18 protein-coding genes, 1 tRNA gene and 1 other RNA gene are annotated in these 23,977 nt (G+C 43.8%); 2 read left to right on the top strand and 18 right to left on the bottom strand.

Annotation, left to right across the window (positions count from 1 at the left end):
* Positions 1–51: 51 nt before the first annotated feature.
* From MKX40_RS00970 to MKX40_RS00910, 13 genes are all read right to left on the bottom strand, one after another.
* Positions 52–414 (bottom strand): hypothetical protein, encoded by a 363-nt coding sequence (locus MKX40_RS00970; RefSeq protein WP_339239028.1) that lies wholly within the window; start codon positions 412–414, stop codon positions 52–54.
* A gap of 108 nt (positions 415–522) precedes the next feature.
* Entirely contained in the window at positions 523–1,230 is a 708-nt protein-coding gene (locus MKX40_RS00965) for a uracil-DNA glycosylase (RefSeq protein WP_339239027.1), read from the bottom strand.
* Positions 1,231–2,035: 805 nt separating this feature from the next.
* Positions 2,036–4,435 (bottom strand): NACHT domain-containing protein, encoded by a 2,400-nt coding sequence (locus MKX40_RS00960; protein WP_339239026.1) that lies wholly within the window; start codon positions 4,433–4,435, stop codon positions 2,036–2,038.
* A gap of 357 nt (positions 4,436–4,792) precedes the next feature.
* Positions 4,793–5,157, bottom strand: a transfer-messenger RNA (tmRNA) gene (gene ssrA, locus MKX40_RS00955).
* 586 nt (positions 5,158–5,743) lie between these two features.
* A complete protein-coding gene (gene smpB, locus MKX40_RS00950) occupies positions 5,744–6,226 on the bottom strand; it encodes an SsrA-binding protein SmpB (protein WP_062837738.1) in 483 nt (160 codons plus the stop codon).
* Positions 6,227–6,485: 259 nt separating this feature from the next.
* Positions 6,486–9,281 carry a ribonuclease R gene (rnr, locus tag MKX40_RS00945; RefSeq protein ID WP_339239025.1) on the bottom strand — a complete coding sequence of 932 codons (2,796 nt, stop codon included), beginning with the start codon at positions 9,279–9,281 and terminating at the stop codon, positions 6,486–6,488.
* A gap of 559 nt (positions 9,282–9,840) precedes the next feature.
* Positions 9,841–10,074 carry a preprotein translocase subunit SecG gene (gene secG / locus MKX40_RS00940; protein ID WP_339239022.1) on the bottom strand — a complete coding sequence of 78 codons (234 nt, stop codon included), beginning with the start codon at positions 10,072–10,074 and terminating at the stop codon, positions 9,841–9,843.
* 212 nt (positions 10,075–10,286) lie between these two features.
* Positions 10,287–11,573 carry a phosphopyruvate hydratase gene (eno, locus tag MKX40_RS00935; protein WP_076291983.1) on the bottom strand — a complete coding sequence of 429 codons (1,287 nt, stop codon included), beginning with the start codon at positions 11,571–11,573 and terminating at the stop codon, positions 10,287–10,289.
* A gap of 242 nt (positions 11,574–11,815) precedes the next feature.
* Positions 11,816–13,360 carry a 2,3-bisphosphoglycerate-independent phosphoglycerate mutase gene (gpmI, locus tag MKX40_RS00930; protein WP_339239021.1) on the bottom strand — a complete coding sequence of 515 codons (1,545 nt, stop codon included), beginning with the start codon at positions 13,358–13,360 and terminating at the stop codon, positions 11,816–11,818.
* 1 nt (position 13,361) lies between these two features.
* The gene (tpiA, locus tag MKX40_RS00925; protein ID WP_253429049.1) at positions 13,362–14,114 is read right to left on the bottom strand and encodes a triose-phosphate isomerase; all 753 of its coding nucleotides are present in this window, start codon (positions 14,112–14,114) and stop codon (positions 13,362–13,364) included.
* 36 nt (positions 14,115–14,150) lie between these two features.
* On the bottom strand, positions 14,151–15,332 hold the full coding sequence (locus tag MKX40_RS00920) for a phosphoglycerate kinase (RefSeq protein ID WP_124118312.1): 1,182 nt from the start codon (positions 15,330–15,332) through the stop codon (positions 14,151–14,153).
* A 151-nt stretch (positions 15,333–15,483) separates the two neighbouring features.
* Entirely contained in the window at positions 15,484–16,491 is a 1,008-nt protein-coding gene (gene gap, locus MKX40_RS00915; RefSeq protein WP_056695277.1) for a type I glyceraldehyde-3-phosphate dehydrogenase, read from the bottom strand.
* Positions 16,492–16,597: 106 nt separating this feature from the next.
* On the bottom strand, positions 16,598–17,623 hold the full coding sequence (locus MKX40_RS00910; protein WP_124118313.1) for a sugar-binding domain-containing protein: 1,026 nt from the start codon (positions 17,621–17,623) through the stop codon (positions 16,598–16,600).
* Positions 17,624–18,030: 407 nt separating this feature from the next.
* On the opposite strand from MKX40_RS00910, the gene MKX40_RS00905 reads away from it, so the two are divergent.
* Positions 18,031–18,105, top strand: a tRNA-Arg gene (locus MKX40_RS00905).
* A gap of 176 nt (positions 18,106–18,281) precedes the next feature.
* Positions 18,282–18,878: an ATP-dependent Clp endopeptidase proteolytic subunit ClpP gene (gene clpP, locus MKX40_RS00900; protein ID WP_017691245.1), complete on the top strand. Its 597-nt coding sequence runs from the start codon at positions 18,282–18,284 to the stop codon at positions 18,876–18,878.
* Positions 18,879–19,113: 235 nt separating this feature from the next.
* On the opposite strand, the gene MKX40_RS00895 is transcribed toward clpP, so the two are convergent.
* The 5 genes from MKX40_RS00895 to MKX40_RS00875 form a co-directional block, all read right to left on the bottom strand.
* Positions 19,114–20,211, bottom strand: a complete 1,098-nt coding sequence (locus MKX40_RS00895) for a stalk domain-containing protein (RefSeq protein ID WP_339239018.1) — start codon at positions 20,209–20,211, stop codon at positions 19,114–19,116.
* Between the two features lie 388 nt (positions 20,212–20,599).
* Positions 20,600–21,352: an SIMPL domain-containing protein gene (locus tag MKX40_RS00890; protein WP_339239016.1), complete on the bottom strand. Its 753-nt coding sequence runs from the start codon at positions 21,350–21,352 to the stop codon at positions 20,600–20,602.
* 156 nt (positions 21,353–21,508) lie between these two features.
* Entirely contained in the window at positions 21,509–21,778 is a 270-nt protein-coding gene (locus tag MKX40_RS00885) for an HPr family phosphocarrier protein (protein WP_017691248.1), read from the bottom strand.
* A gap of 255 nt (positions 21,779–22,033) precedes the next feature.
* Positions 22,034–22,972 (bottom strand): DNA-binding protein WhiA, encoded by a 939-nt coding sequence (gene whiA, locus MKX40_RS00880; RefSeq protein WP_253429043.1) that lies wholly within the window; start codon positions 22,970–22,972, stop codon positions 22,034–22,036.
* 6 nt (positions 22,973–22,978) lie between these two features.
* Positions 22,979–23,965 carry a YvcK family protein gene (locus MKX40_RS00875; RefSeq protein WP_017691250.1) on the bottom strand — a complete coding sequence of 329 codons (987 nt, stop codon included), beginning with the start codon at positions 23,963–23,965 and terminating at the stop codon, positions 22,979–22,981.
* Positions 23,966–23,977 lie beyond the last annotated feature (12 nt).

The following is a 23,977-nucleotide window of genomic DNA, read 5'->3' as shown; positions in this document are numbered from 1 at the left end:
GGCAGGACAAGTACAGAGTTCGTTATGGTAAACAACCACAGCGAATCGTGATCAAAGCGAGAATTCGGTAACGCCTTTTTTGGAGGCATATTTCAGCGTGTAGTTTCCTTCTATGCCATATGGCATCGTAGCGATTTGGATGCGGGTGTAATCCAGGAGGCTCTCCCTCAGCACTTTTTTAATTAGCGCCATGCTCCGATCTTCATCCGTTACCACACAGAAAATGTTCATTACATATTCCTTCGGATCAGCTACACGGCTACCCATATCACATCCATCCACCTCTCCCAACTCCGCCTGGGTCAGAACGGTTTCCAGATATTCCATTACCTTTTCCTTCAACCAATGATCTCGTTTGCTGCCCTGCGCGCTCTTCAGCGGATATTGCACCACAAGCCAGTATTTTTCAATCATTTAGCTTCACCAACCAATTTATATAGGATAGGGGCATTACGTTATATGTGGTCACTTGAACGATAAGGTGCATATGTCAGGCTTACATTTCTCAAGTTTCAAACTGGGCTAGATTATTGACCTTACTGCTTTTTGAAATTGTACTGCCCTTCCATTCGCAGGGTGGGGAACATGGTGATGTTTAATGAGATGTGAGCTTAACGTGTCTGCTGACTTTCTGCCAATCGCCACGATCTGGGCATCAGGATTCAGTTGCATTAGCTGTCTGGCAAATAACACACCATCCTCCAACTCTACCAAAGTCGGCGTACGATTCGTCATCTTGTTTTCAGAAGATTGATAAGGATGAAAGGGATAGATGTTCCAAAATATAAAGTCCGTTGGTTTCCACCTTGAACTGGATAACACTTCGCCCCATATGATGGATGCTGTCGGTTCTGTGAATCCATACATTGCCTGACTCCGGTTAGGTTTGGCAATATTGGGCAAGCTGGTTCGGACACCCGGCTCACCTGGAAAAATCATCTGGTGATCCACCAGCGAGTGATTCCCGATAACCATTCGCTCAGACGTCAAGGGTACACCGGAGAACCTCGCCCCTTGATATCCCACCGCTTCCGCAATAAAAATGTACCGAGCCTTGCACATTCTTGGTTCAAAATACCTGACCAAATGTTCCGACCGAATCTTTACCGCTTCTGGGCCGATATCATAGCCCTTCACATAATCTCTCCAAGGATTAATCACATTTACGGGCGAGACATATGCTTGTATCCCTGCAACAAACTCACGGATCTGTTGCTGCGTTTGGCTCATGTTTTTGCCTCCTTTGGGAGATTACAGAGTATATCGGGCCTGCATCAGCTTATTTCACAAAGATTATATCATAAACAAAAAAACACCAACCAGAACTTGGAGTGCCCCCCTTAGAATAGACATTGGAAAAACCCCTGGGGTTAGCTGATGAAATCCTAGGGGGTGCATTTTTTATGGCGATTAAAGGACAAAAGTATATACGTATTCGGAGAAGATAAAAAAGAGGCTATTCGTCTGCATACGGTTGAGGGCTGGACTTACCGAAAGATCAATGAACATTTGGGAATTCATGACCCGGGACGAATGAGTGCTTGATGCTAAAACACCGGGAAAATGGCGAGTTTGGACTGATGGATCAGCGAGGTCGACGTAAAGAATACTTGGATCAAGAACGCTATGTGCAAAAACTGAAGCGGGAGAATGCGTTGCTAAAAAAGTGCTTGGTAATCTGGAATCTATCCTTATCATATCCGAACGCTTACCGAAGCACCAAGTCTAATCGGAAAGTATATCCGTTTACAACCGAAAACGACCAAAACGGAAACTAAAAAAAACTGACGCCGGTAGAGTACCGACCGCCAGTTTGCAGCCTAGGGTCTTTTTATAGTGTCTATTAAATGGGGTCTTGACCACTTTATTATCATGTATAACGGCTCTTTATCTGTCACAATCTATAAACCATTTTCAATAAAACTTATTCCTATGAATCATATTATAGAGCATTTTTTATTATGGAACATTTTAATAATATCATTGAACCATCAAATACTGTTGATCTAAAAAGGCTATTAGAAGAATCAATCCTTTAACTTTTTAATCTCTTAGGTTTATTGATTTTTTGAAAATAACTCTTTATAGACTTATCTACATATTTAGGAGATTGCCCTTCAGAGAATTTTATATAACGATATACTAGTGATTCTATAAAACTCAAATCATTAGATTTTGTTGCTCTTACAATCTCCTCTTCTTGAAAAAACATTGAAAGACGAATAAATAAACTATTTAACTCAACAGAGAAATTTAAATTCTTATCCCAGTCTCTACTGGATATTATTTTATCAATCATATAATTCATAAATTTACCTGCAAATATCTCTTCATTATAATATTTTAAAATATTCTTAATAGCTTCCTCCTTTTCATTTTTTAGAACTATAGGAACGATAACATCGGAAGCTTTCTCATTTTTGAAATCTTTTAACTCTCTTTTCTCGCTAAATAACAATTTTTGAATTTCTCCTAAATAATATTTCTCAACAGATGCATTAATTAATAGGCAAAGTTTTAGTATTTTACTCTCATTTTCAGAATTTATATTATTTAAGCATTCCTTAACTCTTACTAATGCCAAGTCCATAAGCTGAGTGTATCTATCATAATCATGTTTTTTTAATATAGCAGCTGTTAATTCAAATACCTCAGAATCAATATCATATATATATAGTTCCTCGATTAAATTTTCGTTTTCAGGAAAAACTTTAATGAGATGTTTAGAATAAAAATATTCAAAAAAGGATCTATGAAAAAATTTATAATGGTAATCTTGGCTTCCTACTACATATAATTCAGTTCTAAGAGAGCAAAACTTTAAAAATTCCTTAGTTGCATTTAAGGCACTATTGCTGTTATTTCCATATGATCTTTGAAACATCTTACTAAACACATCATGTATAGTACTTTCATGAATTTCAATATTATTAGGTTTTGCTAGAGAAGCTAATTTTTCAAAACTAGAACTACTATCTAAAATACTACTTATTAGTCCAAAATCAAATTCTGTTTTTTTCTTTTCAAATTCCCTTTTTTTAGATATATATTCTATACATTTATCATATAAATCTATCTTATTCTCAGGTAATTCTAATTCAGCTTTATAAATATTTATTAATAGTGATACCTGAAGAAGACTTAACAAAAACCTACTTCTAATAAGTGTATTACATTTCTCCATAAATCCTTCAATATAATCTTCACTAAATAGTCCTAACTTACACATGTTATCCAAATAATCATAAATTTGTGTTGGAGTTACTGAGGAAACACTATAAGTAATTCTTGTCTTTGAAATAAATCCTTGTGCACGAGAAGTAAGACAAATCTTATTGTGCTTATTTGTTTCTTGGAAGTAGCTCATAATCATACTATTTAAATCATTTCGATCATGTGAGTCAACTTCATCTAATGCATCAAATAAAATTAGACATCTTCCGGCATTCATAAAATAATTAATAAAATCTTTAGTTATCTCTCTTCTATCTATACCTGTATGGTTAATAATACTATCGACTAGATAGTCATCAATAGAATACGAAGAACTATTTTTACCAAATTGTTTATATTGCTTCAAGTCACAATAGATAGGGAGTACATCTTTTGAATTTAAAATATTAAGCTCTTCGTACTTATTCATTAAATTTTTTAGAAACAAGCTTTTACCAAGTCCAGCTCCCCCAATAATTGATATCTCGTTTGACTCCTTAAAAATTTCTTCCCAAGAAACATTAATTTTATGTTTAGTAGAAAGTTCTTCAGTGTGGAGTTCAAATTCTGGAAATACATAAAAAGAGTACATTTCGAGCTCTTTAAGTCCATAAACATGACTTTTTTTGTTTTTAAGTTTTATAAGTCTTATATATTTTTCTCGAGTTTTTTCATAGTTTTGTGAATTATCTATATAAATATCTCTATTTAAACTATTAATTATCCTTAATTCCATTTCCTGCATGCTTTGATTCAAAAAATATAAGCTTCCTAATTGCGGGGTATCAAGTTTTTCTATGAGTTTATTCTCTAAAATATCCATAAGATCTTTAAAATAAGAGGTCACTATTTCTGAAGATAAAACCTTCCCATTCACTTCTTTGACATAATTGATTGCTGAAGAACTTAGCATTCCAAGAAAATCTTGTTTATTTAAATTTGTTCTATAATTTTTCTTAACTATCCTGACCTTATAAATTCTTGAAGTTGCTGAATACTTTATATATTCTTTTAAGTTCATAGTAGTTTCAGTTCTCATTAGATAATCACAGAAAGCTCCACTATCTAACTCGGTATCCGTGTATTTATGTATAAATGTATTAACATCTTTAATTATAGTCTTATCCCACGGTCGTTTATTATATGATTTAAAAATATCAGTAATAAAAGTACATGTCACATTTACTAGTCCCGAAACAATAATATCATCTACAATAATCATTTTGAATATCTCCTATCATTGAAGTTAATAAGCTAAAATCACAATAATATCCTTTCTGTATTATTTAATGATATTGATTTACTTAATTATAGTTACCCAGCTATTTCGTCTTTAATTTTAACAACAATTGATTCTATTTAGCTAACTTTATTTTAGTTCTACGCAAATTGAATTGAATCCGCCTCCAACGCTAATTCATTTACAAGCAAATTGACTTAACATAATATTAAAAAGATACATTCCTATTATTATATTAGAATATTTTTCATCAAATCTAGTACATTATTACGCCTTTACTTTTAACACGATAGCATAACAAAAACAGCCACCAAATGGTGGCTGTTTTTGCTATGCTACTAATGGAGGCGAGGGGAGTCGAACCCCTGTCCGAAGATAACGACACATAAGCTTCTACGGGTGTAGTCACAGTTTTGATGTCACCCGAGTATCGCCCCGTAACCGGCTATACGTTGGGTCAGCCTGATTGTCTTCTTCAGCACACCCCAGGCGGAGATGTGACAGCGTATCCCACTACTTGTTAGCCCCTAATCCTGTCACATGGGCGATGCAGGTTAGAAGCACGCACACAGTTTCTTAGGCTGCGAAAGCGTAGTTTGTTTGTTGTTTGCCGTTTAATAGGCTTTAGCGTTGATGAAGCGGACGCGTCCCCACTACCCGCTACCCATGCTCGAACTATCCCCGTCGAATCCATAAACGCCCCCTCATATAAGAAGGGCTCCAGGATTAATCCGTGAATACGGAGCAAAGGTGCTGCACATCTTTTTCCTCCAAGGTAAAAAGATGCTTCTTTCAAACTCGGCATTCCTGTCTGCTACATGAGTAATCATAACATAGAGCAGCAAGCCGATATAGTACAGATTGCTGGAAAACGTTCCAACAGGCTGAGCACAGATACAAGGTTATCCAATATAACAGGCTCAATCGTCTACATATTATACCGCGTCACCAATCGGAAGTAAAGTTTACCCAGATCAGATCACAAACATCGGCACCTAAGTATTTTACCCACGAATCAGGCAAACTACGCAAGAGCGAGTAATTTTGACTCATCACTACGCCATATTCCATGCTCCTAATTACTTCTTTTACACATATCACAAAAATTAAGTTCATAGCACATTTCAACAACCTCATCTATTACCTTCGCTAATTCAAATAAAAAGCCTCAATCTTGCCCAATACAGGACAAACACTGAGACTCCTTAACTCGTAAATCAACTTTCCTAACTCCATCACTAGAAACTACCTTATACACCTAAAGTAAAACTTTCACACCCAGCGCTCCACTTATCGTGCAACCTTCTGCTTCTCGCGCATTGCCCGTTGAATATCACGTTGTGCATCCCGCTTGGCTGCAGTCTCACGCTTATCAAACTGCTTCTTACCTTTACCCAGTCCAAGCAAGAGCTTTGCGTAACCATTGCGGATATAGATTTTCAGTGGCACAATGCTGTACCCATCCTGTTTCGACAGCCCGAGCAACTTGTGAATCTGTACTTTATGCATTAACAACTTACGCGTACGTGTCGGATCGAGCGGATTATTTCGGTTCCCTTGTTCAAAAGGACTAATATGCATATTATGAATATGAATCTCACCGTTCCGAATCGTGGCAAATGCATCACCAATATTCGCACGGCCGTTACGAAGAGATTTGATCTCCGTTCCGGTAAGCACCATGCCCGCTTCATACGTATCTTCAATGAAGTAGTCATGGGAAGCCTTTTTATTCTGTGCGAGCACTTTACTCTGTCCATCATTCTTGCCCATGTCCTCACTCCTTCTCCGTAAAATAAGCCGGTACCATGCTCTGTAGCAACGCACCCATTGTTGCACCAAGGTACCACGTGCCAGACCTTAATTGTAGCAAGTACGGCTGTTAAAATCAAGAAAGAGGCGACCTCTGCCGCCCCTCCTCATTACACCACTTCCAGACAGTGCGAAACAACACACCGCAGAAAGTGACTATCTCTCCAACGCTTAACCTAGAGGAACGAATGGTTATCCATATCTTCAGGTAACGTTAGCTTTATTTTTTCTTTTTCCGCACAAAAGCTGCCGTGCCGTTACCAGTTGCGCCTTTGCTCTTCTTCCGCTTGCGACGTGGTGCTCCGCCTTCCTGAGTGCCACCAGGTGTTGCAGCTTCTCCGATAAATACGCCGCTCGGCGAAGTGTTTTTACGTCCACTTCCGCCCTTGCCACCTTTACCGCCGCCCTTGCCGGACTTAAAGCTTCCTTCACCGCGACCGCTGCCGCTGTTCAGTCCACTTCCTTGTCCACCAGTTGAATTACTATCCGAACCACCCGATGTAGAGCTATAACCGCCTTTACCTGAGCCAAAACCAAAGCTCACCGCGCCTTTACCCCGACCCGTCGATCCGCCAGCATCACCAGCACGACGCTCACCTTTCGGTTTGCCGCCGCCTTTACCTCCGTATCCACCGGATGAGCCTGCGCCCGTACCTGCACTCGCTGCTCCGCTGCGACCGCCACGTCCACCTTTGCCGCTCTCTTCCGTTGATCGGCCACCACGGTTGCCTCCAGCACTGGCTGAGCTGCCTTTGCCGCCACGCGATCCGCTGAATCCACCCGGTCCACCCTTGGCACCGCCGCGTCCGCCTCCGCTACCTGGACGTCCACCTTTGCCGCCACGTCCGCCACCGAAGCCGCCAGGACGTTCAGCACGAGGTTTCATATCCACCATTTCAAAATCAATCGTATACTCTTCCATGCTGACACGTGCCACACGGATCTTCACTTCATCCCCGATACGGAAGACTTTTGAAGTCCGTTCACCAATCAGAGCCATATGCTGATCATCAAAATGGTAATAGTCGTCCGTAAGCGCGCTCAGACGAATCAGACCTTCAACCGTGTTCTCCAGTTCAATGAACATACCGAAGCTGGTCACACTGCTGATCATGCCTTCGAACTCTTCGCCTACTTTATCGAGCATGTACTCGGCTTTCTTCATTTTCTCCGTATCCCGCTCAGCTTCTACCGCCACACGTTCACGTTCCGAAGACTGCTGGGCAATATCGGCCATACGTGCTGCCAAATACTCCTGACGGTTCTCCGGCAAAGCGCCATTATTTTCAATGACTTCACGAATCACCCGGTGAATGACGAGATCGGGATAACGACGAATTGGAGACGTGAAGTGACTATAGAATTCTGCCGCGAGGCCAAAGTGACCTGACATTTCAGAATCATACTTTGCCTGTTTCATGGAACGAAGCATCATCGTACTGATCACGGTTTGTTCTTTTGTTTCCTTGATATCCTCAAGCAACGATTGAAGGGCCCGTGGATGAATTGCATTGCCACGTCCTTTGACCTGGTGTCCGAAATTCGCCGCAAAGGCGAGAAAATTTTGCAGTTTTTCCTGATCCGGGTCTTCGTGCACACGATAAATGAACGGAACCTTCAACCAGTGAAAATGCTCTGCCACTGTTTCGTTCGCTGCCAACATGAATTCCTCAATGATCTGCTCTGCAATCGAACGCTCCCGTTTCACGATATCGATCGGTTTGCACTCTGCATCCACAATGATTTTGGATTCTTCAAAATCAAAGTCAACCGCTCCACGACGCATACGCATAGCACGCAGTTTCAAGGCAATTTCTTTCATCAGATGAAAATCATCTACCAGATCCTTATAACGCTCAAGCAATTCCGGCTCTTCACCTTCAAGGATTTTACGGACGTTGGAATATGTCATCCGCTCTTTGGTTTTGATTACACTCGTGAAAATGTCATGTTTCACAACTTTCATCTGATCGTTGAATTCCATCTCACAAGACAGGGTCAAGCGATCTACTTGCGGGTTCAAACTACAGATTCCGTTGGATAGGCGCTGAGGCAACATCGGAATAACCCGGTCCACCAGATATACACTGCATCCACGGTTGTAGGCTTCCTGATCCAGCTTGGAATTCTCCTGTACATAGTAGCCGACGTCGGCAATGTGAACACCCAAACGGTAATTACCATTAGGCAGTTTCTCTACATTTACAGCATCGTCCAGATCCTTGGCATCTTCACCATCAATCGTGACAATGTTCAGTCCGCGCAGATCACGGCGACCCTGTTGAACAATCTCTTCATCCGTGATGGAGTCAGGTGCTTTCTCCGCTTCTTCTACAACTTCATCCGGGAAAGCTTCAGGAAGCTGATGCTTGCGAATGACGGACAAAATATCAATACCCGGCTCATCCTTATGACCGAGAATCTCGATCACTTCACCCTCGGCTGCCGCACGGCCCTCCGGATAGCTGACGATCTTTGCTACAACCTTCTGTCCATCAACCGCCCCAGCAAAATTGGTACGCGGGATGAAAATATCGCGATTAATCCGTTTATCATCCGGAATTACGAAGCCGTACACCTCATGGCTTTGGAACACCCCTACAACTTGTGTCACCGCACGAGTAACAATACGGACAATCTCACCCTCCAGGCGACCGCCAGAAGGGCCTTGGGACGTGACTTTAACCAATACCGTGTCACCATTCATCGCACTCTTCATGTCATTGGCGTGAATGTACACATCCGGGTGCTCTCGATCCTCAGGAATAAGGAAAGCAAATCCTTTGGCATGAGCCTGTAGACGTCCGCGAACCAAATCCATGCGCTCTGGCATGCCATAACGATTGTTTCGGGTCAGCAGAACTTTTCCGGATTCCTCCAGCGTATTCAGCATAATCAAAAAGGCTTTGAAATCAGCTGCGTCTTCGATCTCGAAGTGCTGTTCCAACTCCTGATAAGTCATCGGTTTATAAGCGGTCTCCCGCATGAAGTCGAGCAATTGTTGTTCTGTTATCATTAATATATTCACCTCGGGAAACATAAAAGTGTAATCGGATCTCATCTGTTTATGTATCGGAATTCTTACCATTTTCTTGCAATCACTGTCGGGAAGAGTATAGTCGCGCACCCATACTATCTCATACCCTAGTATACACGAATTCAATCCAGCCCATCCGTACCTCGTAAAAAAACCACTGTTGCCGGGCGCTCCTCTAAAATCACGCTTTCACGTATCTCTACAGACATTTTATGCGATACCCATGCTGTACGCATCTGGAAAAGGACTACATCCGAAAATTTTCTGTACACATGACATTCATTATAGGGAGTGCGTTCGCGCGTAACGAATAAGCGAGGGACATATCCATACATGATAGGGGTTGTGTTGCATGTTAAGGAAGGAAAACCGAACAGAAGTGAGAAGAAGACCGAAATCATGGAGTCTATAGATTAGATTATTGTTGGTAAAGTTTGGACGCGTAAAAATTTATTAAAAAACCCCCGTTTCTCCACGAAACGAAGGTTCATCAATTAAGCCATTAGCTTAAGCTATTCATTGCCCAGCAGTTCCAATTTTACTTGGAAAACACCGTAACAATAATAGACAAAATCATAAATCCTGCACCAAGTACCACCGTTGCACGTTGCAGGAAGAGATCCAATCCGCGCGCTTTCGTTTTACCGAAAAGATGTTCCGCACCACCGGAGATGGCACCCGCCAAACCAGCGCTTTTCCCGTGCTGCAGCAATACTACAGTGATTAGACCGATCGAGAAGACAACGAGCAGCAATTTCAAAGCAATATCCATTCTTTCCACCTCCTACCCATGTGGGCATAACATCTCACCATAAAAACAGTTACTTTAATTGTAACATAGCTATTGTTGTGATACAAGTAGTGCAGTTCATACAATACCCTAAATTTGACCATCTACATACTCCATACATTATACGATTAATCCGCATCAATAAAAAAGACAAGCCGGTTACCCGGCTTGCCCGTAAAAGCTGGATATCCAGCTTATTTTTTAAGGTTGTAGAATCCTTTAAGACCATTGTATTGAGCCAGTTCACCCAGTTGATCCTCAATGCGGAGCAATTGGTTGTACTTCGCGATACGGTCTGTACGGGAAGGAGCACCCGTTTTGATTTGACCAGCGTTTGTTGCAACAGCGATATCAGCGATTGTGCTGTCTTCGGACTCACCGGAACGGTGGGAGATTACAGCTGTGTATCCTGCACGTTTAGCCATTTCGATTGCATCGAATGTTTCAGTCAATGTACCGATTTGGTTAACTTTGATCAGGATGGAGTTACCGATACCTTCTTCGATACCTCTGCCAAGACGCTCAGTGTTCGTTACGAACAAGTCGTCACCAACGAGTTGTACTTTGTCTCCCAATTTCTCAGTGAGCAATTTCCAACCATCCCAGTCATCTTCAGACATACCGTCTTCGATTGTGATGATTGGGTATTTCTCAACCCATGAAGCCAAGAGGTCAACATACTCAGCGGAAGTGTAAGATTTACCTTCGCCAGCAAGAGTGTACTTACCATCTTTGTAGAACTCAGTGGAAGCTACGTCCATACCGAGGAATACGTCAACACCTGGTTTGTAACCCGCTTTTTCAATCGCTTCGATGATTGTAGTGATTGCTTCTTCGTTCGAACCAAGGTTCGGTGCGAAACCACCTTCGTCACCTACAGCTGTGTTCAAGCCTTTGGAGCTCAATACGGATTTCAGGTTGTGGAAGATTTCCGCACCTACGCGAAGAGCTTCTTTGAAGCTTGGTGCTCCAACTGGAAGAACCATGAACTCTTGAACGTCAATGTTGTTGTCTGCATGCTCACCACCGTTGATGATGTTCATCATTGGAACTGGCAATGCTTTAGCGTTGAATCCGCCCAGGTAAACGTACAATGGCAGGTCCAGAGCGTCAGCAGCTGCGCGAGCTACTGCCATGGATACAGCCAGGATTGCGTTAGCACCCAGTTTACCTTTGTTTGGCGTACCATCCAAAGTGATCATCAATTTGTCGATACCCAATTGATCCAATGCATCCATACCGATAACTTCTGGAGCGATTGTTTCGTTTACGTTTTTAACAGCTTGCAGAACGCCTTTACCGAGGTAACGGGATTTGTCGCCATCGCGAAGCTCAACTGCTTCGTGGGCACCAGTGGATGCACCGGATGGAACGATTGCACGTCCGATTGCGCCGGACTCCAGGTATACTTCAACTTCTACTGTAGGGTTACCGCGGGAGTCGAGGACTTCGCGAGCGTACACGTCAGAAATAATAGTCATTTGTGATAATCTCCTTTAAATTTGAATTTATTGAAAATTAGGACTCCTTGTGTTTCCCCTTATCCACTTCGTCAGCAGAATCGTCTTCCGATCGCTGTTATCCCCGGATTCCTTTGAACTTATTCTCATAAGTTGGAATCCTGTGATAAAGGCGAACGCTTCGCTTCTTCAGACCATTTCTGCTGCCTCCGTTCAGAGGTAAACGCCAAACTTCCCAATTTCATATATGTTGGCTGTGTAACTTATTTACGAGTAGCAATAACAGATGTACCTGTCATTTCTTCCGGTTTAGGCAACTGCATCAGGTCAAGGATCGTTGGCGCGATATCTGCCAGGATTCCGCCTTCACGCAAGGTAACGTTAGCATCTGTAACGATAAATGGAACCGGGTTCGTTGTATGAGCTGTGAACGGACGTCCTTGCTCATCGAACACCATATCCGCGTTACCATGATCCGCAGTGATCAGTACAACGCCGCCTTTGGCAAGTACTGCATCCACAACACGGCCCATGCATTCATCTGTTACTTCAACCGCTTTGATGGTAGGCTCCAGCATGCCGGAGTGTCCAACCATGTCAGGGTTAGCGAAGTTCAGAATGATGGCGTCATGTTTGTCTGCTTCGATCTCGCGAACACATGCGTCAGCCACTTCATACGCGCTCATCTCTGGTTGCAGATCATATGTCGCAACTTTTGGTGAGTTGATCAGTACACGAGTTTCGCCCGGAAGCTCCACATCACGACCGCCGCTGAAGAAGAAGGTAACGTGCGGGTATTTCTCCGTTTCTGCAATACGCAGTTGTTTTTTATTGTTCTGTACCAGAACTTCACCCAGGGTGTTGTCGAGGTTCTTCGGCGAATAAGCCACATAACCTTCAACCGTTTCACTGAACAAAGTCAAGCAAACAAAGTGCAAGCCCACAGGGAACTTCGGACCACGATCGAAACCGCGGAAATCCTGGTTCGTGAACACTTGCGACAACTGGATTGCACGGTCAGGACGGAAGTTAAGGAAGATAACGGAATCGCCGCTTTCTACCAAACCTACCGGCTCACCATCCGCTTTGACGATAACCGTTGGTTCAACGAATTCATCAAATACGGATTTCTCATACGATTCTTCAACCGCTTTGAGTGGGTCAGTGTATTTCGGTCCATCTCCATAAACGATGGCGCGGTATGATTTCTCCACCCGTTCCCAACGTTTATCACGGTCCATCGCGTAATAGCGACCTTGTACCGTAGCGATTTGTCCCACACCAACTTCTTCAATTTTAGCGATCAGCTTCTGCATGAAGTCTTTACCACTGTCGGGCATAACATCACGGCCATCCATGAAGGCATGAATATATACATCGTTCATTTCTTCTTTTTTGGCCAGATCCAGCATAGCGAACAGGTGGTCGATGTGACTATGTACGCCGCCATCGGACAACAAGCCGTAGAGATGAAGCTTTTTACCGTTTTGTTTCGCTTCGCGCACAGCTTTGACAAGTGTTTCATTGTCGTAGAACTCGCCGTCACGAATGGATTTGGAGATACGGGTCAAATCCTGGTATACGATCCGGCCGGCACCGATGTTCAGGTGACCTACCTCGGAATTTCCCATTTGCCCTTCTGGCAAACCTACAGCTTCACCGCAAGCAGTGAGTGTTGTATGTGGGAATTGGCTCATAAAACGGTCGTAGTTCGGTTTCTTGGCTTGCGCTACCGCATTGCCTTCCACCGTGTTACGCAGACCAAAGCCGTCCATGATGATCAATGCTACAGGTTTTGGAGCTGTCATCTTACTTCGCCCCCTCAACAAGCGCGATGAACGAAGCCGGCTGCAAGCTGGCACCGCCAACAAGCGCGCCGTCGATGTCGCTTTGTCCGAGGTATTCTGTTACGTTCTCCGGTTTAACACTGCCGCCGTATTGAATACGAACTGCACTCGCAACCGTCTCGTTGTACAGATCCTTCACCAATGTACGGATGTAAGCAATAACTTCATTCGCATCTTGGGAAGTGGAGGATTTGCCTGTACCAATCGCCCAGATTGGCTCATAAGCGATAACGACTTGTGCCGCTTGCTCTGCAGACAGACCTGCCAAAGCAGCTTCTGTTTGCACTTTGCATACGTCTTTTGTTTGGTTCGCTTCACGCTCTTCAAGCGTTTCACCAAGGCAGAAGATTGGAGTCAATCCGTGACGGAATGCTGCATGTAACTTTTTATTAACAGTCTCATCGGTTTCCGCAAAATATTGACGGCGCTCCGAGTGACCAACGATGACATAATCCACACCCAGGTCTTTCAGCATTACACCGCTGATTTCACCTGTGAATGCACCATTGTCTTCAAAATGAAGATTTTGTGCACCAATTTTGATGTTTGTGCCTTTAACGGCTTCTACCAGGGATGGCAGATTCGTAAACGGTGCGCAGATTACAGTTTCCACGCCTTCAACTTCCGCTTTTCCTTTAACTTCCTGAATGAAGTCATTGGATTCGGAAACCGTTTTGAACATTTTCCAGTTACCTGCGATAATCGGTGTTCTCATGGGTTTCAACTCCTTCATGCTATAGACTACTAAAACTTACTTGTCGTTCAATGCCACTACGCCTGGAAGTACTTTACCTTCCATGAACTCGAGCGATGCACCGCCACCTGTAGAGATGTGGTTCATCTTGTCAGCCAATTTGAATTTCTCAGCTGCTGCTGCGGAGTCACCGCCACCAATTACAGTGTAAGCTTCTGTCTCAGCGCAAGCTTCTGCTACTGCACGAGTACCGTGGGAGAATGGCTCGATTTCAAATACGCCCATTGGTCCGTTCCATACAACCAATTTGGAGTTTTTGATTACGTCAGCATAGATCTCACGTGTTTTAGGACCGATGTCGATTCCTTCCCAATCTGCTGGGATGCCATCGATATCAACGATTTGTGTGTTTGCTTTTGCGCTGAAATCGTCAGACACTACGATATCTACCGGCAGGTAGAAGTTTTTGCCCAATTTTTTCGCTTTTTCGATGAAACCGAGCGCAACATCAAGTTTGGAGTCATCCAGCAAGGACTGTCCAATTTCATGTCCTTGTGCTTTGAGGAACGTGTAAGTCAGACCGCCACCGATGATCACGTTGTCTGCAATGTTCAGCAGGTTGTCGATTACATCGATTTTGTCTTTAACTTTGGATCCGCCAATGATGGCTGTGAAAGGACGCTCAGGGTTGGAAATGGCTTTACCCAACACTTCAAGTTCTTTTTCCATTAACAAACCGGACACTGCTGGAAGCAAGTGAGCGATTCCTTCAGTCGAAGCGTGTGCTCTGTGAGCCGCGCCAAACGCATCGTTAACGAAAACGTCAGCCAGTTCAGCAAATTGTTTTGCCAGTTCCGGATCATTTTTCTCTTCGCCTGCGTGGAAACGAACGTTTTCAAGCAACAATACGTCGCCGTTGTTCAGTTCAGCGATTTGAGCTTTAACAGCGTCACCAACAGAATCGTCAGCTTTAACAACTGTTTTACCCAACAATTCGGACAAACGCTCAGCTGCTGGAGTCAAACGCAAGGATTCAACCACTTCGCCTTTAGGACGACCCATGTGGCTTGCCAAAATGACTTTAGCGCCTTTTTCAATCAAGAAGTTGATTGTAGGAAGCGTTGCACGAATACGTTTGTCATCTGTAATTTTACCATCTTCGAGCGGCACATTGAAATCTACACGGACAAAAGCCCGTTTTCCTGTCAATTCGATATCGCGTACACTTTTTTTGTTCATCTGTATTTCCTCCGCACCCATGTATTTGGTGGACCGATCAAGGGCTGAAATCCCTTGTCAATCCTGGTGTTTTTGAGAAATTTGCAAAATATTGATATATAAAGAGCGGAAACAATATAGCATCTGTTTCCGCTCTATGTTATTGCAGATATTACTTAATCATTTTTGCAAAGTGCTCCAAAGTGCGAACCAATTGTGCAGTGTAGGACATTTCATTGTCATACCAAGCTACAGTTTTAACCAATTGTTGGTCGCCAACAGTCAGAACTTTAGTTTGAGTTGCATCAAACAGGGAACCGAAAGTGATACCTTGGATGTCGGAAGATACGATTTCGTCTTCAGTGTATCCGAAAGTTTGTGGGTCGGAAGCTTCTTTCATTACTGCGTTAACTTCTTCAGCAGTAACTTTTTTACCCAGAACAGTTACGAGCTCAGTCAGGGAACCAGTAGCTACTGGTACACGTTGAGCTGCACCATCCAATTTGCCTTGCAGTTCTGGAATTACCAGACCGATTGCTTTAGCAGCACCCGTTGTGTTAGGGATGATGTTTTCAGCTGCTGCGCGAGCACGACGGAAGTCACCTTTAGGGTGTGGAGCATCCAATGTGTTTTGGTCGCCAGTGTAAGCGTGAATTGTAGTCATCAAACCTTGAACGATTCCGAATTTGTCTTGCAGTGTTTTTGCCATAGGTGCCAGGCAGTTCGTTGTGCAAGATGCGCCGGAGATTACAGTTTCAGTACCGTCGAGGATTTCATGGTTTACGTTGTAAACGATGGTTTTCATGTCGCCAGTAGCTGGTGCGGAGATAACAACTTTCTTAGCTCCACCTTTCAAGTGTTTCTCAGCTGCTTCTTTCGTTGTGAAGAAACCAGTACATTCCAGAACGATATCTACGCCCAGGTCGCCCCAAGGAAGTTCTTCCGGGTTACGGTTAGCCAATACTTTAACTTCTTTGCCGTTCACTTTGAAGAAGCCATCGTGTACTTCAACATCGCCATCGAAGCGACCTTGAGTTGTATCATATTTGAGCAAATGAGCCAGCATTTTAGCGTCAGTCAAGTCGTTGATTGCTACTACTTCAATGCCCTCTACATTTTGAATACGGCGGAATGCCAAGCGTCCAATACGTCCAAAACCGTTAATACCTACTTTAATCATGAGTAAGTTCCTCCCAAGTTTTGATTAATTTTTTATGAAACTTATATATTCAAGACAGACGGTGAAGTCCGTCAAGACAACAATAGTTGTGTTGCAGAGTAAAACCTTATTCCATTTCAGCAACGATGACTTCGGCAGCTGCCTCATCAATAATCAGAATATCTTCCTGACCAAATCGTAACACGGAATGTATAGCAGCAGCTTTGCTTTTGCCACCTGCGATTCCAATCACAACATCGGTTCGTTCAATATCCTGTAGTCGCATCCCCAGTGTAAGCATGGTATGTACCACCTTACCCTGATCGTTAAAGTAATAACCGAAAGATTCAGATACCGCTCCTTGCTCCTGAAGTTCATCTATGATCTCCGTCGCAAGTTTACGTCTTGTCGCCATCTCCACGGCATCACCAATTCCATGAATAACAATCCGCGATTTTCGAATCAGCTGCAGAATCTCCTGAACACTGGGGTCCTGGATTAATGATTCATAGGCATGATCACTAAGCAAATCCGGTACATGCAGGAGTTTATATTGCGCTCCTACCCGTTTTGCCATCGTGGATGCAATCGTATTTGCCTGAATTTCAAGGCTTTCTCCAAGTCCACCGCGTGCCGGTACGAACCAGACACCTTTGAGCGATGTTGGCGGAGTCAGTTGCTCTGCGACTTCGGCCGTTGTTGATCCGCCAGTAACGGCGACAACGTCGTTGTCACTCATGATATTGCCGAGAGCCTTCGCTCCGGCTCTGCCCAGTTCCCTTTTGGCAAATGGAGATACGTCCGAATCACCAGGAACCACAACTACCTTTTGCAGACCGTAGGCTTGCTTGATGCGCTCTTCCAGCTCGGATAATCCGAACAACTCTTTGGCTACGGGCTCTAACTGCTGCAGCAAATCATACCCTGCCTCGCTGATCTTCATTCCTGCACTGTCAATTTCAATAAGTCCCTGAGCCTTTAACAGATCGGTCTCAGCCCTCAGAACCCGCTCGGTCATCTGCATGGAATTAGCTAACGTTCTCCGTCCGATCACATCCGATAACATGATCTGCTGCAGAATCGTATACCTCTTTTTCAAGACATCCATGAGATCAGGCAGAAGCTGCTTTTGTACTTCTAAAATCGTTCGCATGCTTTCCACTCCCGCAAGTTCTCGTTCCAAGCTCTCTTTCGTGGCCCTAAAACGTCCCGGGTTAACTTTTTAAGTCCCACGTCTATTCTACCTAAAACTGACGTGACATGCAAGTGTTTCAACGTGTTATTTCGACACTCATTCAGCGATTGTACGCGCCTATTTTCACAATCCTAGACTTCCATGATCAAGGACTAGCTCACGCATACCATATTCCATCTACATATCGCTCAGAATACATTTCATCGGGCATGTCCAAAACCTCTAATAGCATTTACTTAAATGCACTCTTTATCCACTCTTCTTCATCATGATCATTTTTAGGTTGATCCAAACCAATACACATCACGAATTGCTTGCAATTAAATATTTCATGAGCTATAATCATTATTGCTGTCACATAATGTGCGCCCGTGGTCCAATGGATATGACGTAGGCCTCCGAAGCCTGAGATCCAAGTTCGATTCTTGGCGGGCGCGCCACTTTTATTTAACAGCTCATAACCCTTTTAACCAATGAAACCGGAAAGGTTTCTTTTTTTTGCAAGTTAGTTTGACTTTCTTTGACTTTTTGTTTGGAATTGTTTATTATGTGGGTAATACGGTAACAGTTTAAATATAAGCACCAATAACATTTACATTCCGAGGAGGTTTTTCACGTGAGTTTTATTCCAATGGTCGTTGAACAGAGCAACCGGGGTGAGCGCGCCTATGACATCTACTCCAGATTGCTGAAGGATCGTATTATTTTCCTTGGTAGCGATGTTAATGATGTAGTGGCTAATGCCATTATGGCACAGATGTTGTTCCTGGCTGCGGAAGATCCGGAGAAAGACATTCACTTATACATCAACAGCCCAGGCGGATCGATTACAGCCGGTATGGCCATTTACGATACAATGCAATTCATCAAACCGGATGTATCTACCATCTGTGTAGGTATGGCGGCTTCCATGGGTGCATTCTTGCTGAATGCTGGTGCAAAAGGGAAACGTTTTGCGTTGCCTAACAGTGAAATCATGATTCACCAACCGCTTGGTGGTGCTCAAGGTCAAGCTTCGGACATCGAAATTCGTGCTCGCCGCATCCTGAAAATGCGTGATACCTTGAACCGCATCATCTCTGAGCGTTCAGGTCAACCTCTGGAGCGGATCGAGAAAGATACAGATCGTGACTACTTCATGAGTGCTGCTGAAGCTGCCGATTACGGTATCATTGATAAAGTTATTGAAAACGTGGGTTCCCAAGGCATCTAATATGCTGCCTGGAGACTAGCGGTAACTTCACAGGGCGGGCTTCACCGATATATAGGTGAGCCCGCCCTGTGCTATTTCCAACTAAACAGGCAAATATCACACCCGTTAGTGGAGTGCGTTGCCTGGATAAACAAGAATCCCCCGTCAAAGCAGGATGACGGGGGATTCTTGTTATTATTTTTCATGAGAAGAATGTGATATAAGTGCTCTTGCTTAAAAGTTACCCTACGCGAACTTACTTGTCTGATGTTACGTTGCTAAACGGTTCCGTGCCCTTAGGCAGAATTTCCTTGTAAGTGAACTTCATTTCAGGGAAGCCTTCCGCGTAAGCTGTATATTCATACAACTGGAAGAACACAACTGCACCTGTTGGTGTCACATAGAAATCCTGGTCTTTATTTAACCCTTTGTAACCTTCCAGGTATCCACCGCGGGCTTTCAGTTGCTCGCCCACTTTTTTACCCAACGTCTCGCGCATGGTTTTGTTATTTTGCAGCACATCATCTAACGTAAGCTCCTTGCCTGTGTCCAGTGCAAAGGTGTGTCCCGTGCGGGTTGTCATGCCGTGTGCTCCTGCATAGTCCTCATAACGTTGAGTGATCAAACCTAGCACGCCGTTCTCATTGTAGGTCACGACATACGAAGTTTCAAAAGCATATGGACGGTTGGCTGTTGCCCCGCCGAATTCAGTGGTTTGTTTTTTGAAGGCAGCAACAGCCGTATCCACTTCATCTTTGAGCACTTTGTTGATTGCCGTTTCAGCTTCTTTGCTGGCAAGTCCACTCACCTGCGGATATTGTACATCTACTTCAGCATTTTTCACAGTGACATTAACTGTGGCCGCCTTAACTTTCACGCTATTTTGTTTCACCTTGCTGAGTGTCAACGTTTTGGTTTTGCCATCCCAATTTCCCTGTACACCCAGATAATCTCGCATTGCCGAGAATGGAATATATAATCGACCCTGAATCAATTTCGCTTCCACCTGAGGGTAATACCCGTTAATATAGACGTTTGGCTGTCCATCCATCAGGCTAACGGTCATCGCATTGTTGGCTGCTGTTACCGTATATGACTTCGTTTTAGCATCATATTTCAACGTTCCACCCGCTACATCTTTGACTGCTGTCAGCGAGACCCAAGTCGATCCACCTTGAAGAAGTCCTTTTTGAGTCAGTGTTTTCCCACCCGATTTCAGCGTTACCTCAGCTGGGGTTGTCACTTTCGAGGATACAGAAGCCGCCTGTACCGAACTCTCCTGCCATACCGAACCACTACCTACAATAATTCCTGCTGCAAGCAACGCACTTGTCCATTTTTTCCATGATGTCATATATAAAACTCCTCTCTGAATTCACAATTAGGTATCATTGCGTATGTAATCCTGACCTGATCGCATATCTCATACGCTCACCTCTCTATTATAATTAACCCAATTTCGGAAAGGTTTACAGCTCGAGTTACAATGTTGATGAATATCAGACGCAAAATATAAGGGGATATGACCTTTTTGTCACGAACAACTATACAAAAAAGATACCAATAAACAGCATTTCACGTTGCTTCAAAAAGGTACACTTCTATCTAACTTCATTAAAGTTTGCTTTTCCAACAAAAAAAGACTCTGTCCACAGGACAAAGTCTTTGTCATTATTTCGTTGTACCCTTTAAATGACACTTATAAAGGTTACTTGAGTTTACAATCATTAGTTCGATCTTATTTATTTCATTTCATACGTGATATTCAGGATTGTGCTTACTTTAACCTGGCCTGTTTCAATCTCAGTGCCACCTGCTGTATCTGCTGTTTTGGACATCAATGACTCACTTGCATAGAACACAGGTACATTCGCATCGCCTTGGCTTACGGAAAGAACAGCACCCAGTTGACGTTTAACCGCTTTTGCAATGGCGCCAGCTTTCACATCTGCATTGGCAACAGCTTTCTCAATCACTTGGGACTCATAAGTTTCCGGATTTTCTACAGTAAAGCGCACGTTCTCAATATTGTTCGCACCCGCACCTGAAGCAGCATCAAGCAGTTCGCCGATCTTGTCCATCTGACGATACGTGACTGTCAGTGTATGATGGGCTGTGTATCCTTTAATTTGTTGTCCGTCTTTTTCGCTATACGTATAGTTGGGTTGTACAGAGAACTGACTGGTTTGAATGTCGTCTGCACTGATCTTCCACGTATTCTTCAGCAAGTTGGATACTTTTTGAACTTTGGCAGCATTCGCTTTTTGAGCAGATGCAGCTGTCTCTGCAGTACTGTTCACACCAATGGACAGATAAGCAATATCAGGCTTCACCTGAATCTCACCTTTACCCACGACATTAATCACATTCTGTTGTACGCCTTGAACCTCTGCAGCATAAGCATAGCTCCCTGGCGCAACCCAAGCGGTTCCTCCTACAAGCAACGTACTTGCCACTAGCACTGCACCAAACGGTTTCATCCATTGTTTACCCATCACGATAGCCTCCTTATGTGTTAACATCTCAAACTTTAATCGATTTGATACCTTAACAGACGGGACAAATTCCATAATGTTGCACTTGACGATAGCAAATACCTCAATAACGCAAAAAAGCCCCTTTCGGGACTTCTTCATTGGATTGATCATATCTTATTGGTTTTCGAGCTCTTCCTTGCTTACCAGACTAACTAAAGCGTTTACAGCCTGTTCGGCATCCGCGCCTTCTGCACTAATCTGGATTTCCGTACCTGTGCTAATCGCAAGGCTCATGATCCCCATAATACTTTTTGCATTAACTTTTTTGTCGTCCTTCTCGACGAACACTTCAGACGAGTACTTATTCGCTTCTTGAACGAACAGTGCCGCAGGTCTGGCATGGAGACCCGTTTTCAAACGGACAACTACCGGGTGCTTTGTCATGGAAACTTACCCCCTATTATGAAATCTGGACATTAAATACACAATTATATTTATACAACATTATACCATTAACCCGTGCAGGACACTAGAAGAAAAAACTCAGGGTCTTTTCTAGGACATTATCTTGCCCTATTTCATCTTTTGCAGAGCGCATTCAATGACCTAAGTGAGTTCTCCCAGATCCTTAACGGCTGACCTTCCCGACCGTTTCTGTTCAGTAGAAACAGCCGACTTTGTTACTTACCCTACGACGTCTTAACCATAACGTTCTGTGCGCACTTTCTCAGCCAGCTCATCAATTTTACGAAGCCGATGGTTTACTCCAGACTTGCTAACTGTACCTTTAAGGAGTTCGCCCACTTCCTTCAAATTGATATCTGGATGAGCCAGTCGAACCTCCGCCACCTCGCGAAGTTTCTCAGGCAGTGACTCCAGACCAACTTCTTTTTGCAACAAACGGATATTATCGATTTGTCTTACAGCCGCTCCAATGGTTTTATTCAGGTTGGCAGTTTCACAATTGACAATCCGGTTAACGGAGTTACGCATGTCTCGCATAATCCGTACATCTTCAAACTTGAACAAGGCCTGATGAGCACCAATGATGCTGAGCAGCTCAATGATTTTCTCGCCTTCCTTAATGTATAGGATGAATCCTTTTTTCCGTTCTATACACCGGGCATTCAGATGAAATTCATTGGCGAGATCAACGAGTGCCTGACAGTGCTCCTCATACATGGACGCAATCTCCAGATGGTACGAGGAGCCTTCCGGATTATTAACCGATCCACCGGCCAGAAATGCACCGCGAAGATAGGCCCGTTTACAACAGTTCTGCTGAAACAACTCCGTATTAATCCCTGGTGTAAACAGAAAACCTTCCGATACAATATGAAGACTCTTGAGAATCTCCTGTACCATAGTTGGAATACGAACAATATATACATTGTTCTTTTTCAGCCGCATTTTTTTGCGGACCAGTAATTCCGTATGCACTTGAAAATGCTTTTTAAGCAGAGAGTATGCCCGTCTTGCAATGGCGGCATTCTCCGTCGAAATATCCAAGATCACTTTTTTATTCGATAACTGCACTGCACCAAGCATACGGATGAGGGCTGAAAGTTCCGCCTTTTCGCAGCACGGTTCGCTCTCGATCATGGTTAACTCTTTTTTGGTCTGTGCTGCAAACGACATGGGACTTCACCTCTTCCGTAACATCCAATTTTGTACCAGCTGGTAGATGTGATGACTTAACTTGTCGGCATCATGACGCAGATAAGTCTTGAACAGAACAAGGGTATCTGCAACCACCTGATAGCCGGCACTTTCGAGTACGTTCATATCCAGTACAACCGGTTTTGCTCCTTTTTCCGCATACTTATTCTGCACTTGCAGCGGAATATCACCATTATTTACGATAACATAGTCGAAGAGCTGATGACCTATATGCTCGTGTACCGCCTTAAGGTGGTCACTTACCGTATAGTTATCCGTTTCTCCCGGCTGTGTCATAACATTACAGATAAACATCTTCACCGCATCAGCCTCTACCACAGCTTCTGCAAGCTTAGGTACAAGCAGATTGGGAAGAATGCTTGTATATAGGCTGCCTGGCCCGATCAGAATGGCGTCAGCTTGACGAATAGCCTCTACTGCCTCTGGCAACGGCTCCACGTGATCCGGTTCAAGGAAAACACGTTTGATGCGTCCGCCTGCCTCAGGGATTTTGGACTCACCTGTAATAATTGTGCCATCTTCCATCTCGGCATGCAACACAACGGCCTGCCCGGCTGCTGGCAATACCTCACCTCGAACGGCAAACACGCGGCTAAGCTCCCGCACTGCGGTCACAAAGTCGCCCGAAATATCCGTCATTGCAGCCAAAATCAAATTTCCCAAGCTGTGGCCTGCAAGCCCCGCGCCTGTATTGAAACGGTACTTCAACATATCTGAAAGCAATGGTTCTACATCAGCCAGTGCCGTAAGCACGTTGCGAATGTCGCCCGGAGGCGGCATCTGTAGCTCATTGCGCAGGATGCCTGAACTTCCACCGTCATCTGCAACCGTGACGATGGCCGTGATATCCAGCGGCTTCTCTTTCAAACCTCGTAACATCACGGATAATCCGGTTCCGCCGCCCATTACAACTATTCTCGGACGTTCTCTTCGTGGTCCGGCCTCTTTCATCCCTTCACCCTC

Source organism: Paenibacillus sp. FSL R5-0517 (assembly GCF_037974355.1).
In the GTDB taxonomy this organism is placed as follows: Bacteria; Bacillota; Bacilli; order Paenibacillales; family Paenibacillaceae; genus Paenibacillus.
The sequence above is the reverse complement of the archived record's forward strand: the minus strand, read 5'-3'. Positions and strand labels throughout refer to the sequence as shown.

What these genes read in the sequence shown, in the direction of transcription:
- MKX40_RS00970 (WP_339239028.1), bottom strand. Translation starts at nt 414, where the DNA reads ATGATTGAAAAATACTGGCTTGTGGTGCAATATCCGCTGAAGAGCGCG.
- MKX40_RS00965 (WP_339239027.1), bottom strand. Translation starts at nt 1,230, where the DNA reads ATGAGCCAAACGCAGCAACAGATCCGTGAGTTTGTTGCAGGGATACAA.
- MKX40_RS00960 (WP_339239026.1), bottom strand. Translation starts at nt 4,435, where the DNA reads ATGATTATTGTAGATGATATTATTGTTTCGGGACTAGTAAATGTGACA.
- smpB (WP_062837738.1), bottom strand. Translation starts at nt 6,226, where the DNA reads ATGGGCAAGAATGATGGACAGAGTAAAGTGCTCGCACAGAATAAAAAG.
- rnr (WP_339239025.1), bottom strand. Translation starts at nt 9,281, where the DNA reads ATGATAACAGAACAACAATTGCTCGACTTCATGCGGGAGACCGCTTAT.
- secG (WP_339239022.1), bottom strand. Translation starts at nt 10,074, where the DNA reads ATGGATATTGCTTTGAAATTGCTGCTCGTTGTCTTCTCGATCGGTCTA.
- eno (WP_076291983.1), bottom strand. Translation starts at nt 11,573, where the DNA reads ATGACTATTATTTCTGACGTGTACGCTCGCGAAGTCCTCGACTCCCGC.
- gpmI (WP_339239021.1), bottom strand. Translation starts at nt 13,360, where the DNA reads ATGACAGCTCCAAAACCTGTAGCATTGATCATCATGGACGGCTTTGGT.
- tpiA (WP_253429049.1), bottom strand. Translation starts at nt 14,114, where the DNA reads ATGAGAACACCGATTATCGCAGGTAACTGGAAAATGTTCAAAACGGTT.
- MKX40_RS00920 (WP_124118312.1), bottom strand. Translation starts at nt 15,332, where the DNA reads ATGAACAAAAAAAGTGTACGCGATATCGAATTGACAGGAAAACGGGCT.
- gap (WP_056695277.1), bottom strand. Translation starts at nt 16,491, where the DNA reads ATGATTAAAGTAGGTATTAACGGTTTTGGACGTATTGGACGCTTGGCA.
- MKX40_RS00910 (WP_124118313.1), bottom strand. Translation starts at nt 17,623, where the DNA reads ATGCGAACGATTTTAGAAGTACAAAAGCAGCTTCTGCCTGATCTCATG.
- MKX40_RS00895 (WP_339239018.1), bottom strand. Translation starts at nt 20,211, where the DNA reads ATGACATCATGGAAAAAATGGACAAGTGCGTTGCTTGCAGCAGGAATT.
- MKX40_RS00890 (WP_339239016.1), bottom strand. Translation starts at nt 21,352, where the DNA reads ATGGGTAAACAATGGATGAAACCGTTTGGTGCAGTGCTAGTGGCAAGT.
- MKX40_RS00885 (WP_017691248.1), bottom strand. Translation starts at nt 21,778, where the DNA reads ATGACAAAGCACCCGGTAGTTGTCCGTTTGAAAACGGGTCTCCATGCC.
- whiA (WP_253429043.1), bottom strand. Translation starts at nt 22,972, where the DNA reads ATGTCGTTTGCAGCACAGACCAAAAAAGAGTTAACCATGATCGAGAGC.
- MKX40_RS00875 (WP_017691250.1), bottom strand. Translation starts at nt 23,965, where the DNA reads ATGAAAGAGGCCGGACCACGAAGAGAACGTCCGAGAATAGTTGTAATG.